The sequence below is a fragment of the Micromonospora sp. S4605 genome (genome assembly GCF_003176715.1).
Lineage (GTDB): Bacteria > Actinomycetota > Actinomycetes > Mycobacteriales > Micromonosporaceae > Micromonospora > Micromonospora echinaurantiaca.
This window is the reverse complement of sequence record NZ_QGSW01000130.1, coordinates 1-18,145: the sequence shown is the minus strand read 5'-3', so window position 1 is coordinate 18,145 and position 18,145 is coordinate 1. Positions and strand designations below refer to the sequence as shown.

At 72.3% G+C, this 18,145-nt stretch carries 22 protein-coding genes; 11 read left to right on the top strand and 11 right to left on the bottom strand.

Annotation, left to right across the window (positions count from 1 at the left end; genetic code table 11):
- Positions 1-227 precede the first annotated feature (227 nt).
- The 4 genes from DLJ47_RS08610 to DLJ47_RS36730 all read right to left on the bottom strand — a co-directional run bounded on the left by DLJ47_RS08610 (position 228) and on the right by DLJ47_RS36730 (position 3,839).
- Positions 228-848, bottom strand: coding sequence for an RloB family protein (locus tag DLJ47_RS08610; protein WP_109899527.1), 621 nt, complete (start codon positions 846-848; stop codon positions 228-230).
- A gap of 1 nt (position 849) precedes the next feature.
- Complete coding sequence (locus tag DLJ47_RS08605) at positions 850-2,142, bottom strand: AAA family ATPase (protein ID WP_109899526.1); 1,293 nt, start codon at positions 2,140-2,142, stop codon at positions 850-852.
- 114 nt (positions 2,143-2,256) lie between these two features.
- Positions 2,257-3,402 carry a winged helix DNA-binding domain-containing protein gene (locus tag DLJ47_RS08600; protein WP_109899525.1) on the bottom strand — a complete coding sequence of 382 codons (1,146 nt, stop codon included), beginning with the start codon at positions 3,400-3,402 and terminating at the stop codon, positions 2,257-2,259.
- Positions 3,399-3,839: a hypothetical protein gene (locus tag DLJ47_RS36730; protein WP_233257729.1), complete on the bottom strand. Its 441-nt coding sequence runs from the start codon at positions 3,837-3,839 to the stop codon at positions 3,399-3,401. Before DLJ47_RS36730 ends, DLJ47_RS08600 begins: the two co-directional genes overlap by 4 nt.
- On the opposite strand from DLJ47_RS36730, the gene DLJ47_RS08595 reads away from it, so the two are divergent.
- Positions 3,819-4,565 carry a helix-turn-helix transcriptional regulator gene (locus tag DLJ47_RS08595; RefSeq protein WP_233257728.1) on the top strand — a complete coding sequence of 249 codons (747 nt, stop codon included), beginning with the start codon at positions 3,819-3,821 and terminating at the stop codon, positions 4,563-4,565. The two genes, DLJ47_RS36730 and DLJ47_RS08595, sit on opposite strands and share 21 nt — an antisense overlap.
- A gap of 93 nt (positions 4,566-4,658) precedes the next feature.
- The gene (locus tag DLJ47_RS36235) at positions 4,659-4,820 is read left to right on the top strand and encodes a hypothetical protein (RefSeq protein WP_199235756.1); all 162 of its coding nucleotides are present in this window, start codon (positions 4,659-4,661) and stop codon (positions 4,818-4,820) included.
- Between the two features lie 39 nt (positions 4,821-4,859).
- On the opposite strand, the gene DLJ47_RS08590 is transcribed toward DLJ47_RS36235, so the two are convergent.
- The 3 genes from DLJ47_RS08590 to DLJ47_RS08580 form a co-directional block, all read right to left on the bottom strand.
- Positions 4,860-5,555: a DUF998 domain-containing protein gene (locus DLJ47_RS08590; RefSeq protein WP_109899524.1), complete on the bottom strand. Its 696-nt coding sequence runs from the start codon at positions 5,553-5,555 to the stop codon at positions 4,860-4,862.
- A 379-nt stretch (positions 5,556-5,934) separates the two neighbouring features.
- Positions 5,935-6,117, bottom strand: a complete 183-nt coding sequence (locus DLJ47_RS08585; RefSeq protein WP_109899523.1) for a DUF397 domain-containing protein — start codon at positions 6,115-6,117, stop codon at positions 5,935-5,937.
- Positions 6,108-6,320 (bottom strand): Scr1 family TA system antitoxin-like transcriptional regulator, encoded by a 213-nt coding sequence (locus DLJ47_RS08580; RefSeq protein WP_233257727.1) that lies wholly within the window; start codon positions 6,318-6,320, stop codon positions 6,108-6,110. The genes DLJ47_RS08585 and DLJ47_RS08580 overlap by 10 nt, the downstream gene beginning before the upstream one ends.
- Here DLJ47_RS08580 and DLJ47_RS08575 point away from each other — a divergent pair.
- From DLJ47_RS08575 to DLJ47_RS08565, 4 genes are all read left to right on the top strand, one after another.
- Positions 6,292-6,573 carry a hypothetical protein gene (locus DLJ47_RS08575; RefSeq protein ID WP_446723543.1) on the top strand — a complete coding sequence of 94 codons (282 nt, stop codon included), beginning with the start codon at positions 6,292-6,294 and terminating at the stop codon, positions 6,571-6,573. The two genes, DLJ47_RS08580 and DLJ47_RS08575, sit on opposite strands and share 29 nt — an antisense overlap.
- A gap of 123 nt (positions 6,574-6,696) precedes the next feature.
- The gene (locus DLJ47_RS35670) at positions 6,697-6,861 is read left to right on the top strand and encodes a hypothetical protein (RefSeq protein ID WP_158289801.1); all 165 of its coding nucleotides are present in this window, start codon (positions 6,697-6,699) and stop codon (positions 6,859-6,861) included.
- 170 nt (positions 6,862-7,031) lie between these two features.
- Positions 7,032-7,799 carry an SGNH/GDSL hydrolase family protein gene (locus DLJ47_RS08570; protein ID WP_109899521.1) on the top strand — a complete coding sequence of 256 codons (768 nt, stop codon included), beginning with the start codon at positions 7,032-7,034 and terminating at the stop codon, positions 7,797-7,799.
- A 125-nt stretch (positions 7,800-7,924) separates the two neighbouring features.
- Positions 7,925-8,827, top strand: a complete 903-nt coding sequence (locus DLJ47_RS08565; protein ID WP_109899520.1) for a sulfurtransferase — start codon at positions 7,925-7,927, stop codon at positions 8,825-8,827.
- An 86-nt stretch (positions 8,828-8,913) separates the two neighbouring features.
- Here DLJ47_RS08565 and DLJ47_RS08560 read toward each other — a convergent pair whose 3' ends face one another.
- The 3 genes from DLJ47_RS08560 to DLJ47_RS08550 form a co-directional block, all read right to left on the bottom strand.
- Positions 8,914-10,095: a hypothetical protein gene (locus tag DLJ47_RS08560; RefSeq protein WP_109899519.1), complete on the bottom strand. Its 1,182-nt coding sequence runs from the start codon at positions 10,093-10,095 to the stop codon at positions 8,914-8,916.
- Complete coding sequence (locus DLJ47_RS08555) at positions 10,092-10,622, bottom strand: SigE family RNA polymerase sigma factor (RefSeq protein WP_088996733.1); 531 nt, start codon at positions 10,620-10,622, stop codon at positions 10,092-10,094. The genes DLJ47_RS08560 and DLJ47_RS08555 overlap by 4 nt, the downstream gene beginning before the upstream one ends.
- A gap of 75 nt (positions 10,623-10,697) precedes the next feature.
- Positions 10,698-11,270, bottom strand: coding sequence for a TetR/AcrR family transcriptional regulator (locus DLJ47_RS08550; protein WP_109899518.1), 573 nt, complete (start codon positions 11,268-11,270; stop codon positions 10,698-10,700).
- Between the two features lie 106 nt (positions 11,271-11,376).
- Between DLJ47_RS08550 and DLJ47_RS08545 the strand changes: the two genes are divergently transcribed.
- The 4 genes from DLJ47_RS08545 to DLJ47_RS08530 all read left to right on the top strand — a co-directional run bounded on the left by DLJ47_RS08545 (position 11,377) and on the right by DLJ47_RS08530 (position 15,998).
- Complete coding sequence (locus tag DLJ47_RS08545; protein ID WP_109899517.1) at positions 11,377-12,555, top strand: FAD-dependent oxidoreductase; 1,179 nt, start codon at positions 11,377-11,379, stop codon at positions 12,553-12,555.
- Positions 12,556-12,674: 119 nt separating this feature from the next.
- Positions 12,675-13,124, top strand: coding sequence for a helix-turn-helix transcriptional regulator (locus tag DLJ47_RS08540; RefSeq protein WP_109899516.1), 450 nt, complete (start codon positions 12,675-12,677; stop codon positions 13,122-13,124).
- 5 nt (positions 13,125-13,129) lie between these two features.
- Positions 13,130-13,540 (top strand): VOC family protein, encoded by a 411-nt coding sequence (locus tag DLJ47_RS08535; protein WP_109899529.1) that lies wholly within the window; start codon positions 13,130-13,132, stop codon positions 13,538-13,540.
- Positions 13,541-13,604: 64 nt separating this feature from the next.
- Positions 13,605-15,998, top strand: coding sequence for an ATP-binding cassette domain-containing protein (locus DLJ47_RS08530; RefSeq protein WP_109899515.1), 2,394 nt, complete (start codon positions 13,605-13,607; stop codon positions 15,996-15,998).
- A 130-nt stretch (positions 15,999-16,128) separates the two neighbouring features.
- Here DLJ47_RS08530 and DLJ47_RS08525 read toward each other — a convergent pair whose 3' ends face one another.
- Positions 16,129-17,460 carry an MFS transporter gene (locus tag DLJ47_RS08525; protein ID WP_109899514.1) on the bottom strand — a complete coding sequence of 444 codons (1,332 nt, stop codon included), beginning with the start codon at positions 17,458-17,460 and terminating at the stop codon, positions 16,129-16,131.
- Positions 17,461-17,567: 107 nt separating this feature from the next.
- Here DLJ47_RS08525 and DLJ47_RS08520 point away from each other — a divergent pair.
- A partial coding sequence (locus DLJ47_RS08520) for a TetR/AcrR family transcriptional regulator (protein WP_109899528.1) occupies positions 17,568-18,145 on the top strand: 578 nt, incomplete at its 3' end.

The following is an 18,145-nucleotide window of genomic DNA, read 5'->3' as shown; positions in this document are numbered from 1 at the left end:
GAAAGCCTTCCAGTCGTGTTACCACACTTTCGACCCCGTACACCGGATCCCGGCCAACCGCAGGCCCGTAACCAGCACAAACCCGAGACGGACCGAGCTCATGTGTCTACGAACTGCGGAACCCGGGATGCAGATCATCGGGGTCGGCGGCTGAGCAAGCCCACGTGCGCGCGGCCGTCCCGACGAGGGGCGGCCCGCGTCGGCTTCGTGCTGATCGAATCCAGCGGTCAGCTATCGGTATCGGGCTCGATCGCCGCGAGAAGCTGGTACATGGTCGACGAGGGATTGTCGTCGGGGAACACCGTTTGGTTCCTGGCATGTCGCTCATCGAGGGAGGCGGCGCGACGAGCCGCATCCTTGCGATGCGCCATGTAAGGCATGGCGTCTATCCGCTTGCCAGGCCGGCCGTCCAGCCGCCGGCTCATGCGTTCTGCCTCAGTGGTGTTGATGAAGGCGGTCTGCTCTTGGAAGTGAAGTATCAGCCACAGCTCAAAGCAGGGGTTGGAGACAGCCAGCCGAACTCCGTGGGCGGTAGCGAGACGGATCGCCTCGCCAAGGCGAGGATGGTTCTGCGGCCATTCGACGTCGAACACACACCAGCACTCGTCCACCTCTTCGTCCTCGTTCCGTGCCACGGCCCGCTGAACGAGCGTGATCGGTGCTCCCTGCCTGGGGTCGATCTCGACTGTCACTGCGGTGTTGCCGCGTACCTCGGGTAGGCTCTTGAGGGCGTTGATGTAGTCAGGTTCCGAAGCCTCGCCCTCGCAGAAGACGACGATTGTCCTGCGTTCGGGCCGTCTGGCGACCGGGCGGCGAAGGTCCTTCGCCCGGGTTCTTCTCGGTGCCATCTCAGCCGATCAGACCGAGTGTGCGGAGTACGCCGGTGCGGTCGACCTCAGGGAGCGCGCCGAATCTGCCGTGCAGGTACGCCCTCTCGAGGTTTTGTGATCGGCGGACTCGCTCACCGGCGAACTCTGCGAGGGCACCGAGGCGGGTCGAACCGTCCTGACCCTTTTCCGTCAGCCACACTTCGTCACGGTTGAGGTGGTTGAGCAGGCTCGTGTCGTGTGACGTGAAGACCAGCTGCGCGCCCGACGGGTTGGTGACAGGGTCGCAGAACAATCGGATCACCTCGGCGGAGAGGGTCGGGTGAAGACTGGCGTCCAACTCGTCGAACAGCAGGAGGGACCCTGTCTTCAGTGCGCCAAGTACCGGACCGATGAGCTGGAACCAGGTGCGGGTGCCCTCCGACTCAGCCGAAAGGTCGAAAGGGACCCGCTCGTTGGCGGCGCGATGCACGAGGCGGATCCGCCGCTGCTTGCGCACCCGGCCCGCCTCCGGGTCGACGCCCGGAAAGGCGACCTCATGTTCGTCGATCACCACGTCATCAATGCCGAGGTCCGCCATTCGCAGCAGGGCAAGCGCCTGGGCCCGGTCGGCCTTGAACTCGTCGCGGGGGTCGCTGAAGCCGGGTAGGACCGGCTGGTCGTTGCCGTCCGGTTCCTCGAACCAGCGCCGAGTCGTTGCGCCGAAGGTCGGCGAACCCAGCGACCGACGATTGATCCGTTGGCCGAAGGTCTGGATGTTCAGGATGAAACTGGCAAGGTCGGAGATGAGAGGCTCGTCGAACCGTCGTGCGATGGAGAGCGCCAACGCGCGGTCGGTCAGCAGTTCCCGCGTGCCGGACAGTCTCCCGAGGCCGCGTTGGAGCGTGAGATTGGTGCCTTCGCGCTCGAACACCCTCCGTCGCTTCTTCTCGGGATAGTGGAACAGTGCCTCGTAGCGCACCGCCTCGCGGTCAACCTCCACCACGTACTCGAAGCGCACGCCGCGGATGACAGCCTCCAGGGTGAACGCTGAGAATCGGTTGGGGCCGTCAGCGAAGGCGAAGGGCTCTACGGGCACTGCGTCATCCCAGAAGCGGAGTGACTCCCAGACGGCGTTCCGCAGCCACGTCATCGCCGCGATGACGTTTGACTTCCCGGAGGCGTTAGGGCCGAAGATCGCGGCGACCGACAGAAGACTTTCATTGATGTTGGGGACAGGACGTGCCGCGGGGCGGTCCTGGTCGATCGCGACCATGCTCAGCTCGACCGGGTCGAGGATCGACCGGAAGTTCGCAACCTCGAATCGGATCAGCACGTTTGTCCCCCCATCTAGGCTGCGATCATAGCCCCATTATCGTCAAGAACCTACGAAAACTGCTCTCTGTCGGCGCTCAAGGCGCAACAGTCGGCATCTTTGAACGTGGCGACGTCAGGCGTGCGGGCCGACGCTGACCGGGCCGATGGTCAGCGCCGGCCGGCCCTCCAGGATCTCGCCGACCCGCTCGACCTGCGCCTCCAGCGCCTGCTGGGTCGCGGCGCGCAGCGGCGTCATCGGCTCCACGGTGACGTGGATGGTGCGGCCGGAGCGGCGCTGGTGCCACACCCCGGCGACCGTCCCGTCCACCAGCAGCACCGGATAGTTGCCGGCCTGGCCGCGAGCCAGCGCCCGCTGCCCGACCTCGCCGGGGAAGAGCAGCTCACGGGGATGGCAGCCGACCTGGTACACGTCGAAGTACGGCAGCAGCCGCACCCCGCTCGGGCCGTCCGGCGGGAAGTGGGTGTCGCCGGCCGCCACCCAGGCCGGGGTGCCCTGGACGGTGACCTGGTCCAGGTCAAGCGACGCGAACAGGTCCGCCGCCCATCGCCGGGGCACCGACAGCCACTGCGCGAAGTGCGCCGAGGTGGCCGGCCCGTACGCGTACAGGTAGTGGCGCACCAGTTCGGCGAGCGCGGCCGGTTCGGCCATCGGAGTGAATCCGGGCAGCCAGCGCGCCGGGCTGGTGTAGGTGCTGGTGCGGCCCCGGTTCGGGCCGAAGCACATCGCCCCACGGCGGGTGGCGGCCTCCATCGCGGCGATCCACCGCGGCCACTTGTCCTGGAACGCGTCCATCACCCGGTCGCCGGCCCACGGGCCGGTGCGGGCCACCACCTCCTCGGTCAACTCGGCGGTGGTCAGTTCGGCGTCGCGCAGCGCGTCCGCGATGGCCGCCACCACCTGCTCGGTCTGCTCCGGGCTGAGCAGGGTGCGGGCCTGCTCGTGTGGCGGCGCCGGGATCGCGGCCAGCGCCCCGGTCCACATCGGCAGGTCAGCGGCGGCGAGCAGGTGCACGGTGCCGCGCGGCCCGCGCGTCTTGACCAGCGTGCGGTCCGTCCACAGGGCCTGCCGCACGGTGGTACGGGTGGCACCGGCGACCCGCAGCCCGATCGAGAGCTCGGCGGCCGAGGCGACCTGGGCGTGCGCGCCGCAGATCGCGGATACCACGCCGGCCACCGCGCCCGCCGGACCGGCCTGGGTGGCGAGGGCGTGCCGGTGGAGCCGGCGGGCGCAGACCTGCGACCAGGTCAGCTTGGTCATCGCAGCTTCCCGAAGAAGGTCCGGATGTCGGCCGCGTGCGCCTGCGGCACCTCCATCGCCACGAAGTGGCCGCCGGGGTTTCCCTCCGGCCAGTGGATGATCGTGTTGTGTCGCTCGGCGAGGCGGCGGATGAGCGCCGGGCCGCCCCCGTAGACGCCGCTGGGCACCCGGTCCTGCCCCTTGGGCCAGGCGAACGCGGTGTTGTCGTACATGAACCAGGACGAGGTGCCGGCGGTGCCGGTCAGCCACCACAGCGTCGCGTTGGTCAGGATCTGGTCGCGGGCGATGGCCTGCTCGGGCGTGGCCGCCGTGATGGTGAACTCCTTGAACTTCTGCACCAGCCAGGCCAGCAGCCCGACCGGCGAGTCCTGCCAGGCGTACGCGAAGGTCTGCGGCGCGGCCCGCAGCAGCGCGTGGTGGTCGACGCCGCCGCCCATCCACTGCTGGCCATCGCGGTGGGGCTGCGTACCGCCGCCGGGCACGCGGTCGCCGGCATCGAGGAGGCATCGGTACGCGCACTGGCCAAGCTGGAGCAGGTGTTGCCGACCCGGCTGCGGCACCGGGTCGGTGCGCTCGGCGCGGCCACCGAACCGCTGCTGACCTGGAGCCGACCGACGGTGGACCCGGAGCAGCTGACCGGGCTGGCCGCCGCGATCGCCAACCGCGAGCGGCTGCGGTTCAGCTACCGCCGCCACGACGGCGTGACCGGTGAACGCCGGGTGGAGCCGCACCGGCTGGTGTCGGCCGGGCGCCGGTGGTACCTGGTCGGCTACGACAACGACCGGGACGACTGGCGGATGTTCCGGGTGGACCGGATCAGCGAGCCGGTCTCGATCGGGGTGCGTACCGCCGCGCGGGAGTTGCCGGCCGCCGACGCCGCCGCGTACGTGACCGACAAGCTGACTGAGCTGACCCCGGTGTACCGGGCGGTGGCGACCCTGCACGCACCCGTCGAGACGGTGGCCGGCCGGGTCGGCGACTCGCCGGCGGACCTGGTGCCAATCGACGCGCGGAGCTGCCGGCTGACCAGCCACAGCGACACCCTGGAATGGCTGGCCTGGCGGTTGCTGACGCTCGGCTGCGAGTTCGAGGTGCACGAACCGCCGGAGCTGGTCGCCCACCTGCGCGAGATCGGCGGCCGGGCCACCCGGGCGGCGGGCTGATCAGGGCCCCGGCAAGATCGTGAGGGTGTGTCCGGCTTGATCCGCTTGGTGTAGAAGCGCCCCTGCTGGTGGGAGCAGGGCGGGCGAGAGGTGGTGACTGGCTACCGCTCGTACACTGCGATCGCCGAGTGGATCGCTGACGTTCCGGCTACGACCGCGCTCGCGTTGGGTATCGCCCCGGACCGGCGTCCGTTGGAGGCGATGATCCGCCAGCTGTTGCAGGCAGTGGACCCGGACTTGCTCACCGCCGCCTGAGGTAGATCTCGCCCGCTCAACGGTCGAAGCGTCGGTCGATCACCGTCTGCTCGACGTCGTCGTGGCGAGCCTGGCGATCGTCGCGGAGAGCCACACAAGACCCAGGGCCGCTCCGGTGAAGAAGAGCAGGACGCTTGCCGCCGAACCGACGAAACCGGCGACGACGACCACCGGAACGATGCGAGAAGCCAGCGCCCAGCCACGCCGGCCCTGGGCGGAGAAGCGACGCGCGAGCGCGATGAACGCCGCGCACAACGCCAGGTAGCCGATCATGCCGCCGGCCATGTGGACGGCGCCGTGGGTGCTGAGAGAGGTGGTCGGGCCGTCGGGGGTGCCGTCGGGGAAGCCGGCACCGGGGTCGGCGGCGAACACCGCGCTGACCAGGAATGAGGCGCCGAACACGGTGACCAGTGGGGGTGCCCAGGTGGTGCCTGGCCCGTCCGGCAGCGCCCGCCGCAGGCCGACCGCGCCAGCAATGATCAGCATTCCGCAGACGACGAAATTCATCACCTGGATCCAGCCCAGATCTCCGAGGCTGAGCTGGCTGATGGCGTTGCGGGTGAAGTCGAAGCCCTCGCGGGTCAGGCCCTGGATCACGCCCGCCGCCAGGAACAGCGGGCCCGCGGCGATACCGCAGCCCACCAGCAACGGGTTCGCTGGACGAGTTCGAGTACTCGTGGTTCGGGGCCGCGTGCCCGCCGGCGCGCCCGGCTCGACGGTGCTTTCGATGTTCATGCGTGGCTTCCCATCGGTAGGAGTCGAAGCAGTGATGACATCGAGTCTTCGGCGGCCGGCAGCACCCATCAAGCCAAGATCGAACTAGGGTCGTTGACCCGAATTCAACGAACAGGCCGAGATGTTCAGGCGCCGCGAACGTTCTGAACGGCCAGTTGGGCGTCACCTCGGCAGTCCCGCCGCTGCGCGACTGCCCGGCTTGGGAGGCTGGAAGCGGTGCTGTCACGGAACACAGCTGCGGCGCTTCTACTCCAAGCCCCACAAGTCAGACACCGTCACGACTTTGCCGGGGCCCCGGCGGGCTGATCGACTCCGTGTCGGCGAGGTGGGGGTGTCGGCGGCGCGGCGATGCCGCCAGATCGCCGATCTGGCGTACGCCTCAGCGCCGCCGCGCGAAGTCGACGAACGCCCGCCAGCTGTGCGGGCCGACGGTGAGTACCGGGCCGGACGGATCCTTGCTGTCCCGCACCAGGACGACGCCCGGCAGGTTGTCGGCCACCTCGACGCACTCGCCGTTGCCGCTGCGGGAGGACTTGCGCCACTGCGCGACGGTCAAGTCCATTGCGCCATCACATCCTTCATCAGCTCGGCGGACTGCCGCTGAGGTAGGGCCTCGCTGCGGACGCTCTCCCATCTCGCGATCAGAATAGCCACGTCGTTGTCCTGGTCGATCGATGTGCCGCCGAGCTGGTTTTCCAGGTGACCAACCCATCCACCATCGCCACCCCGCGCGAGGGTGAATGGACCGGCGAGTCCGACGTGCACGGCGACGTCCGCCGGGATGATGTGGATGCGGCCCTGGCCGTGCGCCGAGGCGCGGCTGCTGCTCCGGGTCGAGTACGACGGCCGCCCCGTCGACCTGGCCGTCTACCTCTCCGGGCTCTACCACGAGGCGACCCACGACCTGTTCCGGCTGAACCCACACGACGGCCCGACCCCGCGTGAACTGTTCGAGCGGTTCGTCGCCTGGGGGCCGTACCGGCGGCCGGTGGTCGAGCCGGCCGACGGCGAGCGGTGAGCGGCCACGACGCTCGCCGACGCCCCGATGGTTGCCGCCCCGACCGGAAAGAACTGTCGGATAACAGCAGTGATCGGCGGCAACTGAGGTCCGGAAGGGACGCGTCTTGGGTGGCATCACAACGTGATCCACTCCCGAGAGGCACCCGTGGACAGCACCCGCACCCCCCGTACCGGCACCTACGGCGACGACGCGCCCGCCTACCGGCTGGTCCGGTACGCCGCGGATAGCCGGGTGCTGGGCGGTCTCAAGGTGCCGGCCGGCACCCCGTGGGGTCAGCTGCTCTGACTCACGGCACGAACGGGAACGGCGGGCCATACCGACGGGGGGTGGCCCGCCGTTCCGTCGTCCGGCGTGGGGGTCGCCACACCGACCCGGTGGCCGGGCCACCACGGCGCCCGGCCGGTGGAAGACTGACCGACCGACGCGGATCGGACCCGGAGGCCGGAGTGGCAGACGTGCGCTGGCGCAGTTACGTGGCGGTGGGGGACAGCTTCACCGAGGGGATGGACGACCCGTACCCGGACGGCACCTACCGGGGCTGGGCCGACCTGGTCGCCACCCGGCTCGCCGCCGAGGCCGGCCCCGACTTCCGGTACGCGAACCTGGCCATCCGGGGCCGGCTCTTCCCGGACGTGGTGGCCAACCAGGTGCCCGAGGCGGTCGCCATGAAGCCGGATCTGATCAGCTTCGCGGCCGGCGGCAACGACGTGCTCCGCCGCACCTTCGACCCGGACGCCCTGGTCGCCCGCTTCGACGACGTGGTGCGGGAGCTGCGCTCCGGCGGCGCCGACGTGATCCTCTTCCGGTTCGCCGACGTGATGGCCCGGCTGCCCGGGCAGCGGCTCGTCGCGCCCCGGGTGGAACTGCTCAACCGGGCGGTGGGCGAGACCGCCGAGCGGCACGGCGCGATCCTGGTCGACCTGTACGCCGACGACACCTACCTCAACCCGATGCTGTGGAGCACCGACCGGCTGCACCTCTCCCCGGCCGGGCACCGGCGGGTGGCCGCGCAGGTGCTGGGCGCGCTCGGCGTCGGCTGCGACGACGAGTGGCTGCTGGTGCCCGACCGCCCGCTGCCCAAGCCGTGGCTGGCCGCCCGCGCGGACGACCTGCGCTGGGTCGGCCAGCACCTGACCCCCTGGATCAAGCGCCGCCTCACCGGCCGCTCCTCCGGCGACACCGTCACGGCGAAGCGCCCCACGTTGGCCCCGATCACCGACTGACCGAACGAGATCTTGGTAGGAAACGGCCCCTCCCGGGGCCAATTTCTACCAAGATCTCCTCGGGGGTCGGCGTCCGGTTCTCGATGCGGGGTCGGTGCCGGCTGATCGGGCGTACCTTGGGGATCATGTCTGTGCCGAGCGATCCCGATCCCCGACTCCAGTCCTACGCGGACCCGCAGCGGCTGGTCACCACCGGCTGGCTGGCCGAGCATCTGGGCGACGAGGGCCTCGTCGTGGTCGAGTGCGACGAGGATGTACTGCTCTACGACACCGGCCACCTCCCCGGCGCCGTGAAGATCGACTGGCACCTGGAGCTGAACGACCAGGTGACCCGCGACTACCTCGATGCGAAGAGTTTCGCCGAACTCTGCGCCGCGAAGGGCATCGGCCGGGACGACACTGTCATCTTCTACGGCGACAACTTCAACTGGTGGGCCGCGTACGCCCTCTGGGTCTTCTCCCTCTTCGGCCACCCGGACGTGCGGCTGCTCGACGGCGGCCGGCAGAAGTGGATCGCCGAGGGGCGGGAGCTGACCCGCGACAAGGTGACCCGGCCGCGCGCCGACTACCCGGTGCCGCAGCGCGACGACGCGCCGATCCGGGCCTACCGCGAGCAGGTGATGGCGCACGTGGCGGCCGGCCGGCCGCTGGTCGACGTCCGCTCGCCCGGCGAGTACACCGGCGAGATGCTGCACATGCCGGACTACCCGCAGGAGGGCGCGCTGCGCGGCGGGCACATCCCGGGCGCGGTCAACAAGCCGTGGAAGTCCGCCGCCAACGACGACGGCACCTTCAAGTCGCCCGACGAGCTGAAGGCCATCTACGCCGACCAGCTCGGGCTGAGCCCGGCCGACGACATCGTGGCGTACTGCCGGATCGGCGAGCGGTCCAGCCACACCTGGTTCGTGCTGCGCCACCTGCTCGGCTACCCGCAGGTGCGCAACTACGACGGCTCGTGGACCGAGTGGGGCAACCTGGTCCGCGCCCCCGTCGTGAAGGGCGACCAGCCCGGCGGGCTGGAGAGCTGAGCGGTCGGGCGGCCCCCGCGCACCGGTTCCGGTCGCGCGGGGTCCGGCCCCTCCGGCGGTACGGCCCCGGGGCGGTGCGACGCGGCTCAGCCGGCGGCGAGGGAAACCTCGCCGTACAGGTCGCGGACCACCCCGGTGATCTCCCCGGTCTCCGGCTGCCAGCGCAGCAGCCCGCCCGGATCGTGGCGGAGCAGCACCGCGCCGCCGGCGTCCCAGCCGAGCACCTCGCAGCAGCTCTTCCAGCGGTCCCGGCCCAGGTCGAGCAGGCGGGTCACCACGCCGGTGCGGGCGTTCAGCACCGCCACTCCCTCGACCCCCTGGAACTGGCCGGTGGTGAGCCAGCCGGCCCGGGCCACCAGGTCGCCGCGCTGCCAGCCGCGCCCGTAGAACTCGTCGACCCGGTTGCCGCTGGGCAGCGCGCGCAGGTCGAGCCGGGTGTCGCCGCGCATCGTCTCGTCGCCGCTCCACTGCCGCACCCGCAGGCTCGTCACGGCGCCACCCACCTCCAGCAGGCCGTCCGTCGGTTGCGCGGGGTCGGGGGCGACCAGATCCCAGGGGTACGCCCGCAGCTTCCGGCTGGCCCCGCTGTTCCGGTCCACCTCGTACGTGTTGGCTTCGTCGCCGACCAGGAGCCGGTCGCCGGCCCAGAGGACGTGCTCCAGGTAGCCCTTGAGCGGGTAGCGGCTGACCATCGCGGTGGTCAGGTCGACCACGGCGACCAGGTCGGTCTGGGCGAAGGCGGCCAGCCGCCCGTCCGGGGAGAGGCTGCCGGTCTTCAGCGGCACCGCCGCGTTGCCGTCGGCGTCCCGGGTGCGGGCCGGGGTGAACACGTCGAGGTCGCGCACGATGCCGTCGTCGCCGAGCACCCGGATCCGCCCCTCGACGCCGGTCGCCGGGTCGACCGGCTGGTAGAGCGCCAGCGCCTGGCGGACCGGGCGGGCGGAGAGCGGCGCGGCCACCGGGTCGCCGAGGCGGCCGAGCGGGTCACCGGGATAGCTCAGCCGTTCCGGCGGCCGTTGCACCGGCGACGCGCTCGGCACCGGGCGTACGGTCGGCGTGGCGGGCGTGATCGGCGCCGGCCCGTCGGCGGGGCGCAGGGCCAGCGCCGTACCGCCGGAGAGCAGGACCACCGCCACCGCGGCGGCGCCGGCGGCCCGGCGGTTGCGCCGGACGCGGCGGGCCCGCTCCCAGCCGGCGGACGCGGGATGCGCCGGTCGGACGTCCTCGGCGGCCCGGGTCAGCAGCCGGGTCAGCTCCTCTTCGCTCACGGGTTCACCTCCATCCCGCTGGGCAGGCCGTCCTCGCGGCCCAGCTCGGGCGCCACCTCACGGAGCCGGCGCAGGGCCGCGTGGCACTGGCTCTTCACCGTGCCGACGGTGACCCCGAGCGCCTCGGCGGTGGCCGTCTCGGTCAGGTCCTCGAAGTAGCGCAGCACCAGCACCGCGCGCTGCCGGGGCGGCAGTTGACCGAGGGCGGCGTGCAGGGCGAGCCGCAGCTCCCCGTCCCGGTCCCGGGCCGCCCGCTCCGGCGGGTACGCCGCCAGCCACTCCCGCCGGCGCCGCCGCCACCAGGAGACCGCGTCCCGGTAGAGGATCGCCCGCACGTACGCGGCCGGGTCGCCGTCGCGCACCGCCGGCCAGCGCAGCGCGAGCTTGAGCAGCGCGTCCTGGAGCAGGTCCTCGGCCTGGTGCCGGTTGCCGCAGATCAGGTACGCGGCGCGCAGCAGCCGGTGCTGGTGCGCCTCGACGAAGCGGACGTAGCCGTCCCGTCCGTCGTCGGTCGTCGCCGGTGCCATCCACCCTCCCTCCGGCCGGCCGCCGCGTTCGGCGTCACCAGCCAGACGCACCGGAACTTGGAAAAGGTTGGGCGGTCAGGCGCCGGGGGTGCCCAGCAGGTAGCGCTGGACGGTCGGCGCGACCCAGGCGACCAGGTCGGCCCGCTCCATCTCGACCATGGGCGGCAGCCGTAGCACGTAGCGGGTGAGCGCCAGCCCGAGCATCTGGCTGGCGAACAGCCCGGCCCGCCGGGGCAGGTCCGCGGGCGCGGCCTGGGCCACCGCCGGAGCGACCTGCTCGGCGAAGATGGCCCGGATCCGCTCGGCCGCGCCCGGGTTGGTGGCCGCCGTACGCAGCAGCGCGGCCATCGTCTCGTCACTCTCCCAGCGGTCGAGGAAGTGCCGGACCAGCACCTCGCCGAGCTGGTGGGGCGGCACGTCGGCCAGGTCGGGCAGCCGCAGGTCGAACTCGGCGGCGGCGGCGAACAGCCCCTCCTTGCTGCCGTAGTAGCGCATCACCATCGACGGGTCGATCCGCGCGTCGGCCGCGATGGCCCGGATGGTGGCCCGGTCGTAGCCCTCCGCGGCGAAGCGTTCCCGGGCGGCACGGAGGATCGCGGCCCTCGTGGCGTCGGAGCGGCGGGGACGGGTCGCGGTCGGCTCGGTCATGCCTACGACCGTATGCCAACAACTGTTGACACTCCAGCGGAGACGGGTCTAGCGTTGCCAACATACGTTGGCCAACACGTGTTGGCATAGATCAGGAGGTGCGGTCATGCTGCCCACGAGCACGGACGTCCTGGTGGTGGGGGCCGGTCCGACCGGGCTGACCGCCGCGCTCACGCTGGCCCGGCGCGGGGCCGAGGTGACCGTCGTCGACCGGTTGGAGCGGCCGCCGGTCACCTCCCGGGCGGCGGTCGTGCACGCGTACACCCTGGAGGAGCTGGACCGGATCGGCGCCGCCGCTCCGCTCATCGCGCGCGGGCTGCGCTCGCCGGGGTTCACCGTGCGCGACCGCGACCGGGTGCTGCTCACCGTGCCGTTCCGCACCCTGCCGTCGCGGCACGCCTACGCGCTGATGGTCTCCCAGTCGGTCACCGAGGAGGTGCTCACCGGGGAACTCGCCGCGCTCGGGGTGAGCGTGCTGCGGCCGTACCAGGTGACCGGGCTGGCCGTCGACGGCGCCGGCGCCACGGTCGCCTTCGCGGGCGGGGCGACCGTGCGGGCCCGCTACCTGGTCGGCGCGGACGGCATGCGCAGCCTCGTACGGGAACAGGCCGGCATCGGCTTCTCCGGGCCGGCCACCGGCGCGGAGTCGTTCGCCCTCGCCGACGTCCGGGTGACCAGCGCGCTGCCCCGCGACCAGGTGGCCCTCTTCCTCGCCCGCTCCGGCCCGCTGGTCTGGGCGCCGCTGCCCGACGGGGTGGTCCGGCTGGTCGCCGCGGTCGACGAGGCGCCCGCCGACCCGGACGCCGGGTACTTCCAGGCGCTGCTCGACGAGCGCGGGCCGGCCCGGCGCCCCGACCGGGTGACCGAGGTGCTCTGGAGTTCCCGGTTCCGGCTGCACCACCGGATCGCCGACACCTTCCGGGCCGGGCCGGTGCTGCTCGCCGGCGACGCCGGGCACGTGCACAGCCCGGCCGGTGGGCAGGGGATGAACCTCGGCATCGTGGACGCGGTCGACCTCGGCAGCACCCTCGCCGACGTGCTCGCAGGTGGCCCCGAGACGCTGCTCGACGGGTACGCGGCCCGGCGCCGGCCGATGGCCGAGGAGGTGGTCGGCTTCGCCGACCGGCTGACCCGGCTGGCCACCCTGCCGCCGTCCCGCCGGCCGGCCCGGAACCTGCTGTTCCGGCTGATCTCCGTGCTGCCGCCGGCCCGGCACCGGGTCGCGCTGCGCCTCTCCGGGCTCGACCAGCGCCCGCGGGGTGCCCGACCGGCGGCGCACCCGTAGCTCCCGGCCTGCCGGCGCGCCCGCCGGCGCTGGCCGCCCTGCCCGCGCGGTGGGCCTGCCGGCGCCAGGCCGCGCGGCCTGCTTCGCAACTCTGGCCGGGACGTGGCACGATTTCGTAGGTGACCAGCAAGGCCGACCCGGAGCAGCACCTGCGCGACCTGGCGCGGCTGCGCCGTGTCCGCGACCGGATCGACCGGGAGTACGCGCAGCCGCTGGACGTCGAGGCGCTCGCCCGCGGGGTGAACATGTCCGCCGGGCACCTCAGCCGCCAGTTCCGGCTCGCCTACGGCGAGTCGCCGTACAGCTACCTGATGACCCGGCGCATCGAGCGGGCGATGGCGCTGCTGCGTCGCGGTGACCTCAGCGTCACCGAGGTCTGTTTCGCGGTCGGCTGCTCGTCACTGGGCACCTTCAGCACCCGGTTCACCGAACTGGTCGGCGTGCCGCCCAGCGTCTACCGGCGGCGGGCGGCGCACGGGACCGCTGGCATGCCGGCGTGCGTGGCGAAACAGGTGACCAGACCGGTCAGGAATCGAGAAGCGCCGGCCCGCGAGCCGCAACTAGCGTGACCGGCATGGACATCACAATTCACGCCAGCTTCCTCCCGCACACCGACCCGGACGCCTCCCTGACCTTCTACCGCGACGTCCTCGGCTTCGAGGTCCGCGGCGACGTCGGACACGCGGGGATGCGCTGGATCACGGTCGGCCCGGCCGGCCAGCCCGACACGGCCATCGTCCTGCACCCGCCGACCGCCACCCCCGGCCTCACCGACGAGGAGCGGCAGACCATCCTCGAACTGATGGCCAAGGGCAGCTACTTCGGCGTCAACCTGGCCACCACCGACCTCGACGGCACCTTCGCCAAGCTGGAATCCACCGGCACCGAGGTGGTCCAGGAGCCGACCGAGCAGCCGTACGGCGTCCGCGACTGTGCGTTCCGCGACCCGGCCGGCAACATGATCCGCATTCAGGAGCTGCGCTGAGCCCGGGCCGGGCTACGCCGGCGAACACCGCGAAGGCGGCCACCCCGCTACAGATGGAGACACGATGAGCAGGGCCACGAGGACGGACACCCGATCGCCGGAGCGGCAGGCCGCCGACAGCCACGACCTGATCCGGGTGCAGGGCGCGCGGGAGAACAACCTCAAGGACGTCAGCATCGAGATCCCGAAGCGCCGGCTGACGGTGTTCACCGGTGTCTCCGGCTCGGGCAAGAGTTCGCTGGTGTTCGGCACGATCGCCGCCGAGTCGCAGCGGATGATCAACGAGACCTACAGCGCGTTCGTGCAGGGCTTCATGCCGTCGCTGTCGCGGCCCGAGGTCGACGTGCTCGACGGCCTGACCACCGCGATCATCGTGGACCAGGAGCGGATGGGTGCGAACCCCCGCTCCACCGTCGGCACCGCCACCGACGCCAACGCGATGCTGCGCATCCTGTTCAGCCGGCTCGGCCAGCCGCACATCGGCTCGCCCAACGCGTACTCGTTCAACGTCCCATCGGTGAAGGCGAGCGGCGCCATCACCGTCGAGCGCGGTGCCGGCAAGACGAAGACCGAGAAGGCGACCTTCCACCGCCTCGGCGGCATGTGTCCGCGCTGCGAGGGCATGGGCTCGGTCAACGACTTCGACCTGTCGGCGCTCTACGACGAGACCAAGTCGCTCAGCGAGGGCGCACTCAAGGTCCCCGGCTACAGCATGGACGGCTGGTACGGCCGGATCTTCAGCGGCAGCGGCTACTTCGACATGGACAAGCCGATCGGCAAGTACGGCAAGAAGGAGCTGCACGACCTGCTCTACCGGGAGCCCACCAAGATCAAGGTTGAGGGCATCAACCTGACCTACGAGGGCATCATCCCCAAGATCCAGAAGTCGATGCTCGCCAAGGACGTCGAGTCGATGCAGCCGCACATCCGCGCCTTCGTGGAGCGGGCGGTGACCTTCACGACCTGTCCCGAGTGCGACGGCACCCGCCTGAGCAAGGAGGCGCGGTCCTCGAAGATCAACGGGAAGAGCATCGCCGACGTCTGCGCGATGCAGATCAGCGACCTGGCCGACTGGATCCGCAAGCTCGACGAGCCCTCGGTGGCCCCGCTGCTCGGCCGGCTCCAGCACCTGCTCGACTCGTTCACCGAGATCGGGTTGGGCTACCTCTCGCTCGACCGGCCGGCCGGCACCCTCTCCGGTGGCGAGGCCCAGCGCACCAAGATGATCCGCCACCTCGGCTCGTCGCTCACCGACGTCACGTACGTCTTCGACGAGCCCACCATCGGCCTGCACCCGCACGACATCCAGCGGATGAACGAGCTGCTGCTGCGGCTGCGCGACAAGGGCAACACGGTGCTGGTGGTCGAGCACAAGCCGGAGACCATCGCGATCGCCGACCACGTCGTCGACCTCGGCCCCGGGGCCGGTACGGGCGGCGGCACCATCTGCTTCGAGGGCACGGTGGAGGGGCTGCGGGCGAGCGACACCATCACCGGCCGGCACCTCGACGACCGGGCGAGCCTGAAGAAGTCGGTGCGTAAGCCCGCCGGCGCGCTGGAGGTCCGCGGCGCGTCGACGCACAACCTGCGCGACGTCGACGTCGACATCCCACTCGGCGTGCTCTGCGTGCTCACCGGCGTCGCCGGCTCCGGCAAGAGCTCGCTGATCCACGGCTCGGTCGCCGGCCGCGACGGCGTGGTGGTGGTCGACCAGGGCGCGATCCGCGGGTCGCGGCGCAGCAACCCGGCCACCTACACCGGCCTGCTCGACCCGATCCGCAAGGCGTTCGCCAAGGCCAACGGGGTGAAGCCGGCGCTGTTCAGCGCCAACTCGGAGGGCGCCTGCCCGGCCTGCAACGGCGCCGGGGTCATCTACACCGACCTGGGCGTCATGGCCACCGTCGAGTCCGTCTGCGAGGAGTGCGAGGGGAAGCGGTTCCAGGCGGCGGTGCTGGAGTACACGCTGGGCGGCCGCAACATCGCCGAGGTGCTCGCCATGTCGGTGACCGAGGCCGAGGAGTTCTTCGGCGCCGGCGAGGCGCGTACGCCGGCCGCGCACGCCATCCTCGACCGGCTCGCCGACGTCGGGCTCGGCTACCTCAGCCTCGGCCAGCCGCTCACCACGCTCTCCGGCGGCGAGCGGCAGCGGCTCAAGCTGGCCACCCACATGGCCGAGAAGGGTGGCGTCTACATCCTCGACGAGCCGACCACCGGCCTCCACCTCGCCGACGTCGAGCAACTGCTCGGCCTGCTCGACCGGCTTGTCGACGCCGGCAAGTCGGTGATCGTCATCGAGCACCACCAGGCGGTCATGGCGCACGCCGACTGGATCATCGACCTCGGCCCCGGCGCCGGTCACGACGGTGGCCGGATCGTCTTCGAGGGCACCCCCGCCGACCTCGTCGCGGCCCGCTCCACCCTCACCGGCGAGCACCTGGCGGCCTACGTCGGCGGCTGACCGGCCCCGACCCGACCGTGGAGCCGGGCCGCCGGATCGCTCCGGCGGCCCGGCGGCGGTCGGGTTCCGCCGTCTCCGACGTGCTGCCCCGGCTGCACCGATTGGGGATCCCCCCGGCGATCGCTGCTGCTCAACGCGACGGGTGCGGCGCTGGCCGGGCTGCTGTCCCGGCGGTGGTGGGCGGGGCGGCCGGCGGCGGCGGGGCGGCCGGTCGCAGCACCCGCCACGCCGCGAGGGTGACCAGCGCGAAGATCGCCGCCACCGCCGCCGCCACGGGCACCGTGCCGTACGCCGCCCCGAGCAGCCCGGCCAGCACCGCGCCGACCGGTGCGGTGAGCAGCCCGACCACCCGCTGGGCCGCGCCCACCCGGCCCAGCAGGTCAGTCGGCACGTGGAGCTGCCCGTACGACACCCAGAGGCTGTTCCACACGGTGCTGCCGGCGGCGAAGACGGCCAGCGCGAGCCCGCCGGTCACCGGGTGCCGGGCCAGCGCGAACGCGGTCAGGGCGACGGTCTGCGCGGCGAGCACCACCCGCAGGGCGGCCGTGGTGCCCAGCCAACCGGCCAGCCGGCCCGCGCCCAGCGCACCCGCCACCCCGCCGAGGACGGCCGCCGCGGCGAACCCGCCGTACCCGGCCGGCGGCACCCGCAGCACGTCGAGCGCGTATAGCACCAGCACCGCCATCAGTCCGCTGATCGCCAGGTTGCTCGCCGCGGTCAGCACGGTGATCCGCCACATGGTGCGGTCGCCGCGGAGCCACCGCACCCCGTCCGCCGCCTCCCGCCACACCGACCGCCGCCGCTGGCCCGATTCCGCCCGGCGCTCGCCGCCCGGCCCGGCGATCGTGGGGCGGGGTCCGGCCGGCGGCGCACCGGACGGCCGGGCCGGCGCGCCCGGGCGGAGGGCGAGGACGAGCAGGGCGGCGGCGACGAAGGTGAGGGCGTCCAGGGCGAACGGCAGCGGTGCGGCGACGGCGAAGAGGACGCCGGCGGCGGGGGCGCCGAGGAAGCCGCCGGCCACCGCCGTGCCGGCCTGCAACCGGCCGTTCGCCCGGGGCAGGGCGGCTGCCGGCACCACCGCCGGGAGCAGCGCGAACGCGGCGGCGTCGAAGAGCGTGCCGAGCGTGGCGAGCAGGAACGCGACCAGCAGGAGCGCGGCCACCCCGGCCCGGTCGACGGCGACCGCGACGGCGAGCCCGCCCACCACGGCGGCGCGCAGCCCGTCCGCCGCCGCCATCGTCCGGCGCCGGTCCCAGCGGTCCGCGTACACGCCGCCGAGCAGGCCGAACAGCAGCGGCGGCAACTGGGCGGCGACGGTCACCGCGGCGATCACCCGCGGGTCCCGGGTCAGCGTGGCGGCCAGCAGGGCCAGGGCCGGCGTACGCAGGGCGTCGCCGAACCGGGACGAGACGGCGGCGGACCAGAGCAGGTGGTAGTCGCGGCCGAGCCGGGGTGCGGTCATGCCGGCGACCCTGCGGGCTCGACCGGGTCGAGGGTCAAGCCGCGAGTGACCCAACCGACGGGTAACCGAGCCTCCACGTGGTGCGGCGCGCGGTCTACGCTTGCCTGGTGACGGTGGAGCAGCAGGCACGGGGCACGAACGGGGCCACGGGGTCGGGTCGGCGCCGGTCCCGCAGGGACGAGATCCTGGAGATCGCGGTCGGCCTCTTCGCCGCGCGCGGCTACCACGGCGTCTCGATGGACGACATCGGCGCGGCCGCCGGGGTCACCGGCCCGGCGCTCTACCACCACTTCGCCGGCAAGGAGGCGATGCTGGTCGCCGCGCTGATCCCGGTCAGCGAGGGGCTGCTCGCCGGCGGCCGGGAGCGCTCCGCCGGCCACCCGGACGACCCGCGCGCCGCGCTGGAGTCGTTGATCGACTTCCACGTCGACTTCGCCCTGGCGAATCCGGCGGTGATCGCCCTGCACCTGCACGAGCTTGACCGCCTGCCGGACGAGCCGCGCCGCCGGATCCGCCGGCTCCAGCGGCTCTACGTCGAGGAGTGGGTGACCGTGCTGACCGCGCTGCACCCGGGCATGCCCGACGGCGAGGCGCGGGTGCTGGCCCACGCCGCGTTCGGCCTGATGAACTCCACCCCGTTCCTCGGCGGCGAGGTGGACCGCCGCCGCCGAGGAACGGGGTGGAG

Excerpts from the sequence above, each read along its gene's own strand:
- DLJ47_RS36730 (WP_233257729.1), bottom strand. The coding sequence starts at position 3,839 with ATGGGCGGCGGCGTCGACCACCACGCGCTGCTGCGGGCCGCGCCGCAG.
- DLJ47_RS08545 (WP_109899517.1), top strand. The coding sequence starts at position 11,377 with ATGCTGCCCACGAGCACGGACGTCCTGGTGGTGGGGGCCGGTCCGACC.
- DLJ47_RS08530 (WP_109899515.1), top strand. The coding sequence starts at position 13,605 with ATGAGCAGGGCCACGAGGACGGACACCCGATCGCCGGAGCGGCAGGCC.
- DLJ47_RS08565 (WP_109899520.1), top strand. The coding sequence starts at position 7,925 with ATGTCTGTGCCGAGCGATCCCGATCCCCGACTCCAGTCCTACGCGGAC.
- DLJ47_RS08590 (WP_109899524.1), bottom strand. The coding sequence starts at position 5,555 with ATGAACATCGAAAGCACCGTCGAGCCGGGCGCGCCGGCGGGCACGCGG.
- DLJ47_RS08525 (WP_109899514.1), bottom strand. The coding sequence starts at position 17,460 with ATGACCGCACCCCGGCTCGGCCGCGACTACCACCTGCTCTGGTCCGCC.
- DLJ47_RS08600 (WP_109899525.1), bottom strand. The coding sequence starts at position 3,402 with ATGACCAAGCTGACCTGGTCGCAGGTCTGCGCCCGCCGGCTCCACCGG.
- DLJ47_RS08585 (WP_109899523.1), bottom strand. The coding sequence starts at position 6,117 with ATGGACTTGACCGTCGCGCAGTGGCGCAAGTCCTCCCGCAGCGGCAAC.
- DLJ47_RS08555 (WP_088996733.1), bottom strand. The coding sequence starts at position 10,622 with ATGGCACCGGCGACGACCGACGACGGACGGGACGGCTACGTCCGCTTC.
- DLJ47_RS08610 (WP_109899527.1), bottom strand. The coding sequence starts at position 848 with ATGGCACCGAGAAGAACCCGGGCGAAGGACCTTCGCCGCCCGGTCGCC.
- DLJ47_RS08535 (WP_109899529.1), top strand. The coding sequence starts at position 13,130 with ATGGACATCACAATTCACGCCAGCTTCCTCCCGCACACCGACCCGGAC.
- DLJ47_RS08550 (WP_109899518.1), bottom strand. The coding sequence starts at position 11,270 with ATGACCGAGCCGACCGCGACCCGTCCCCGCCGCTCCGACGCCACGAGG.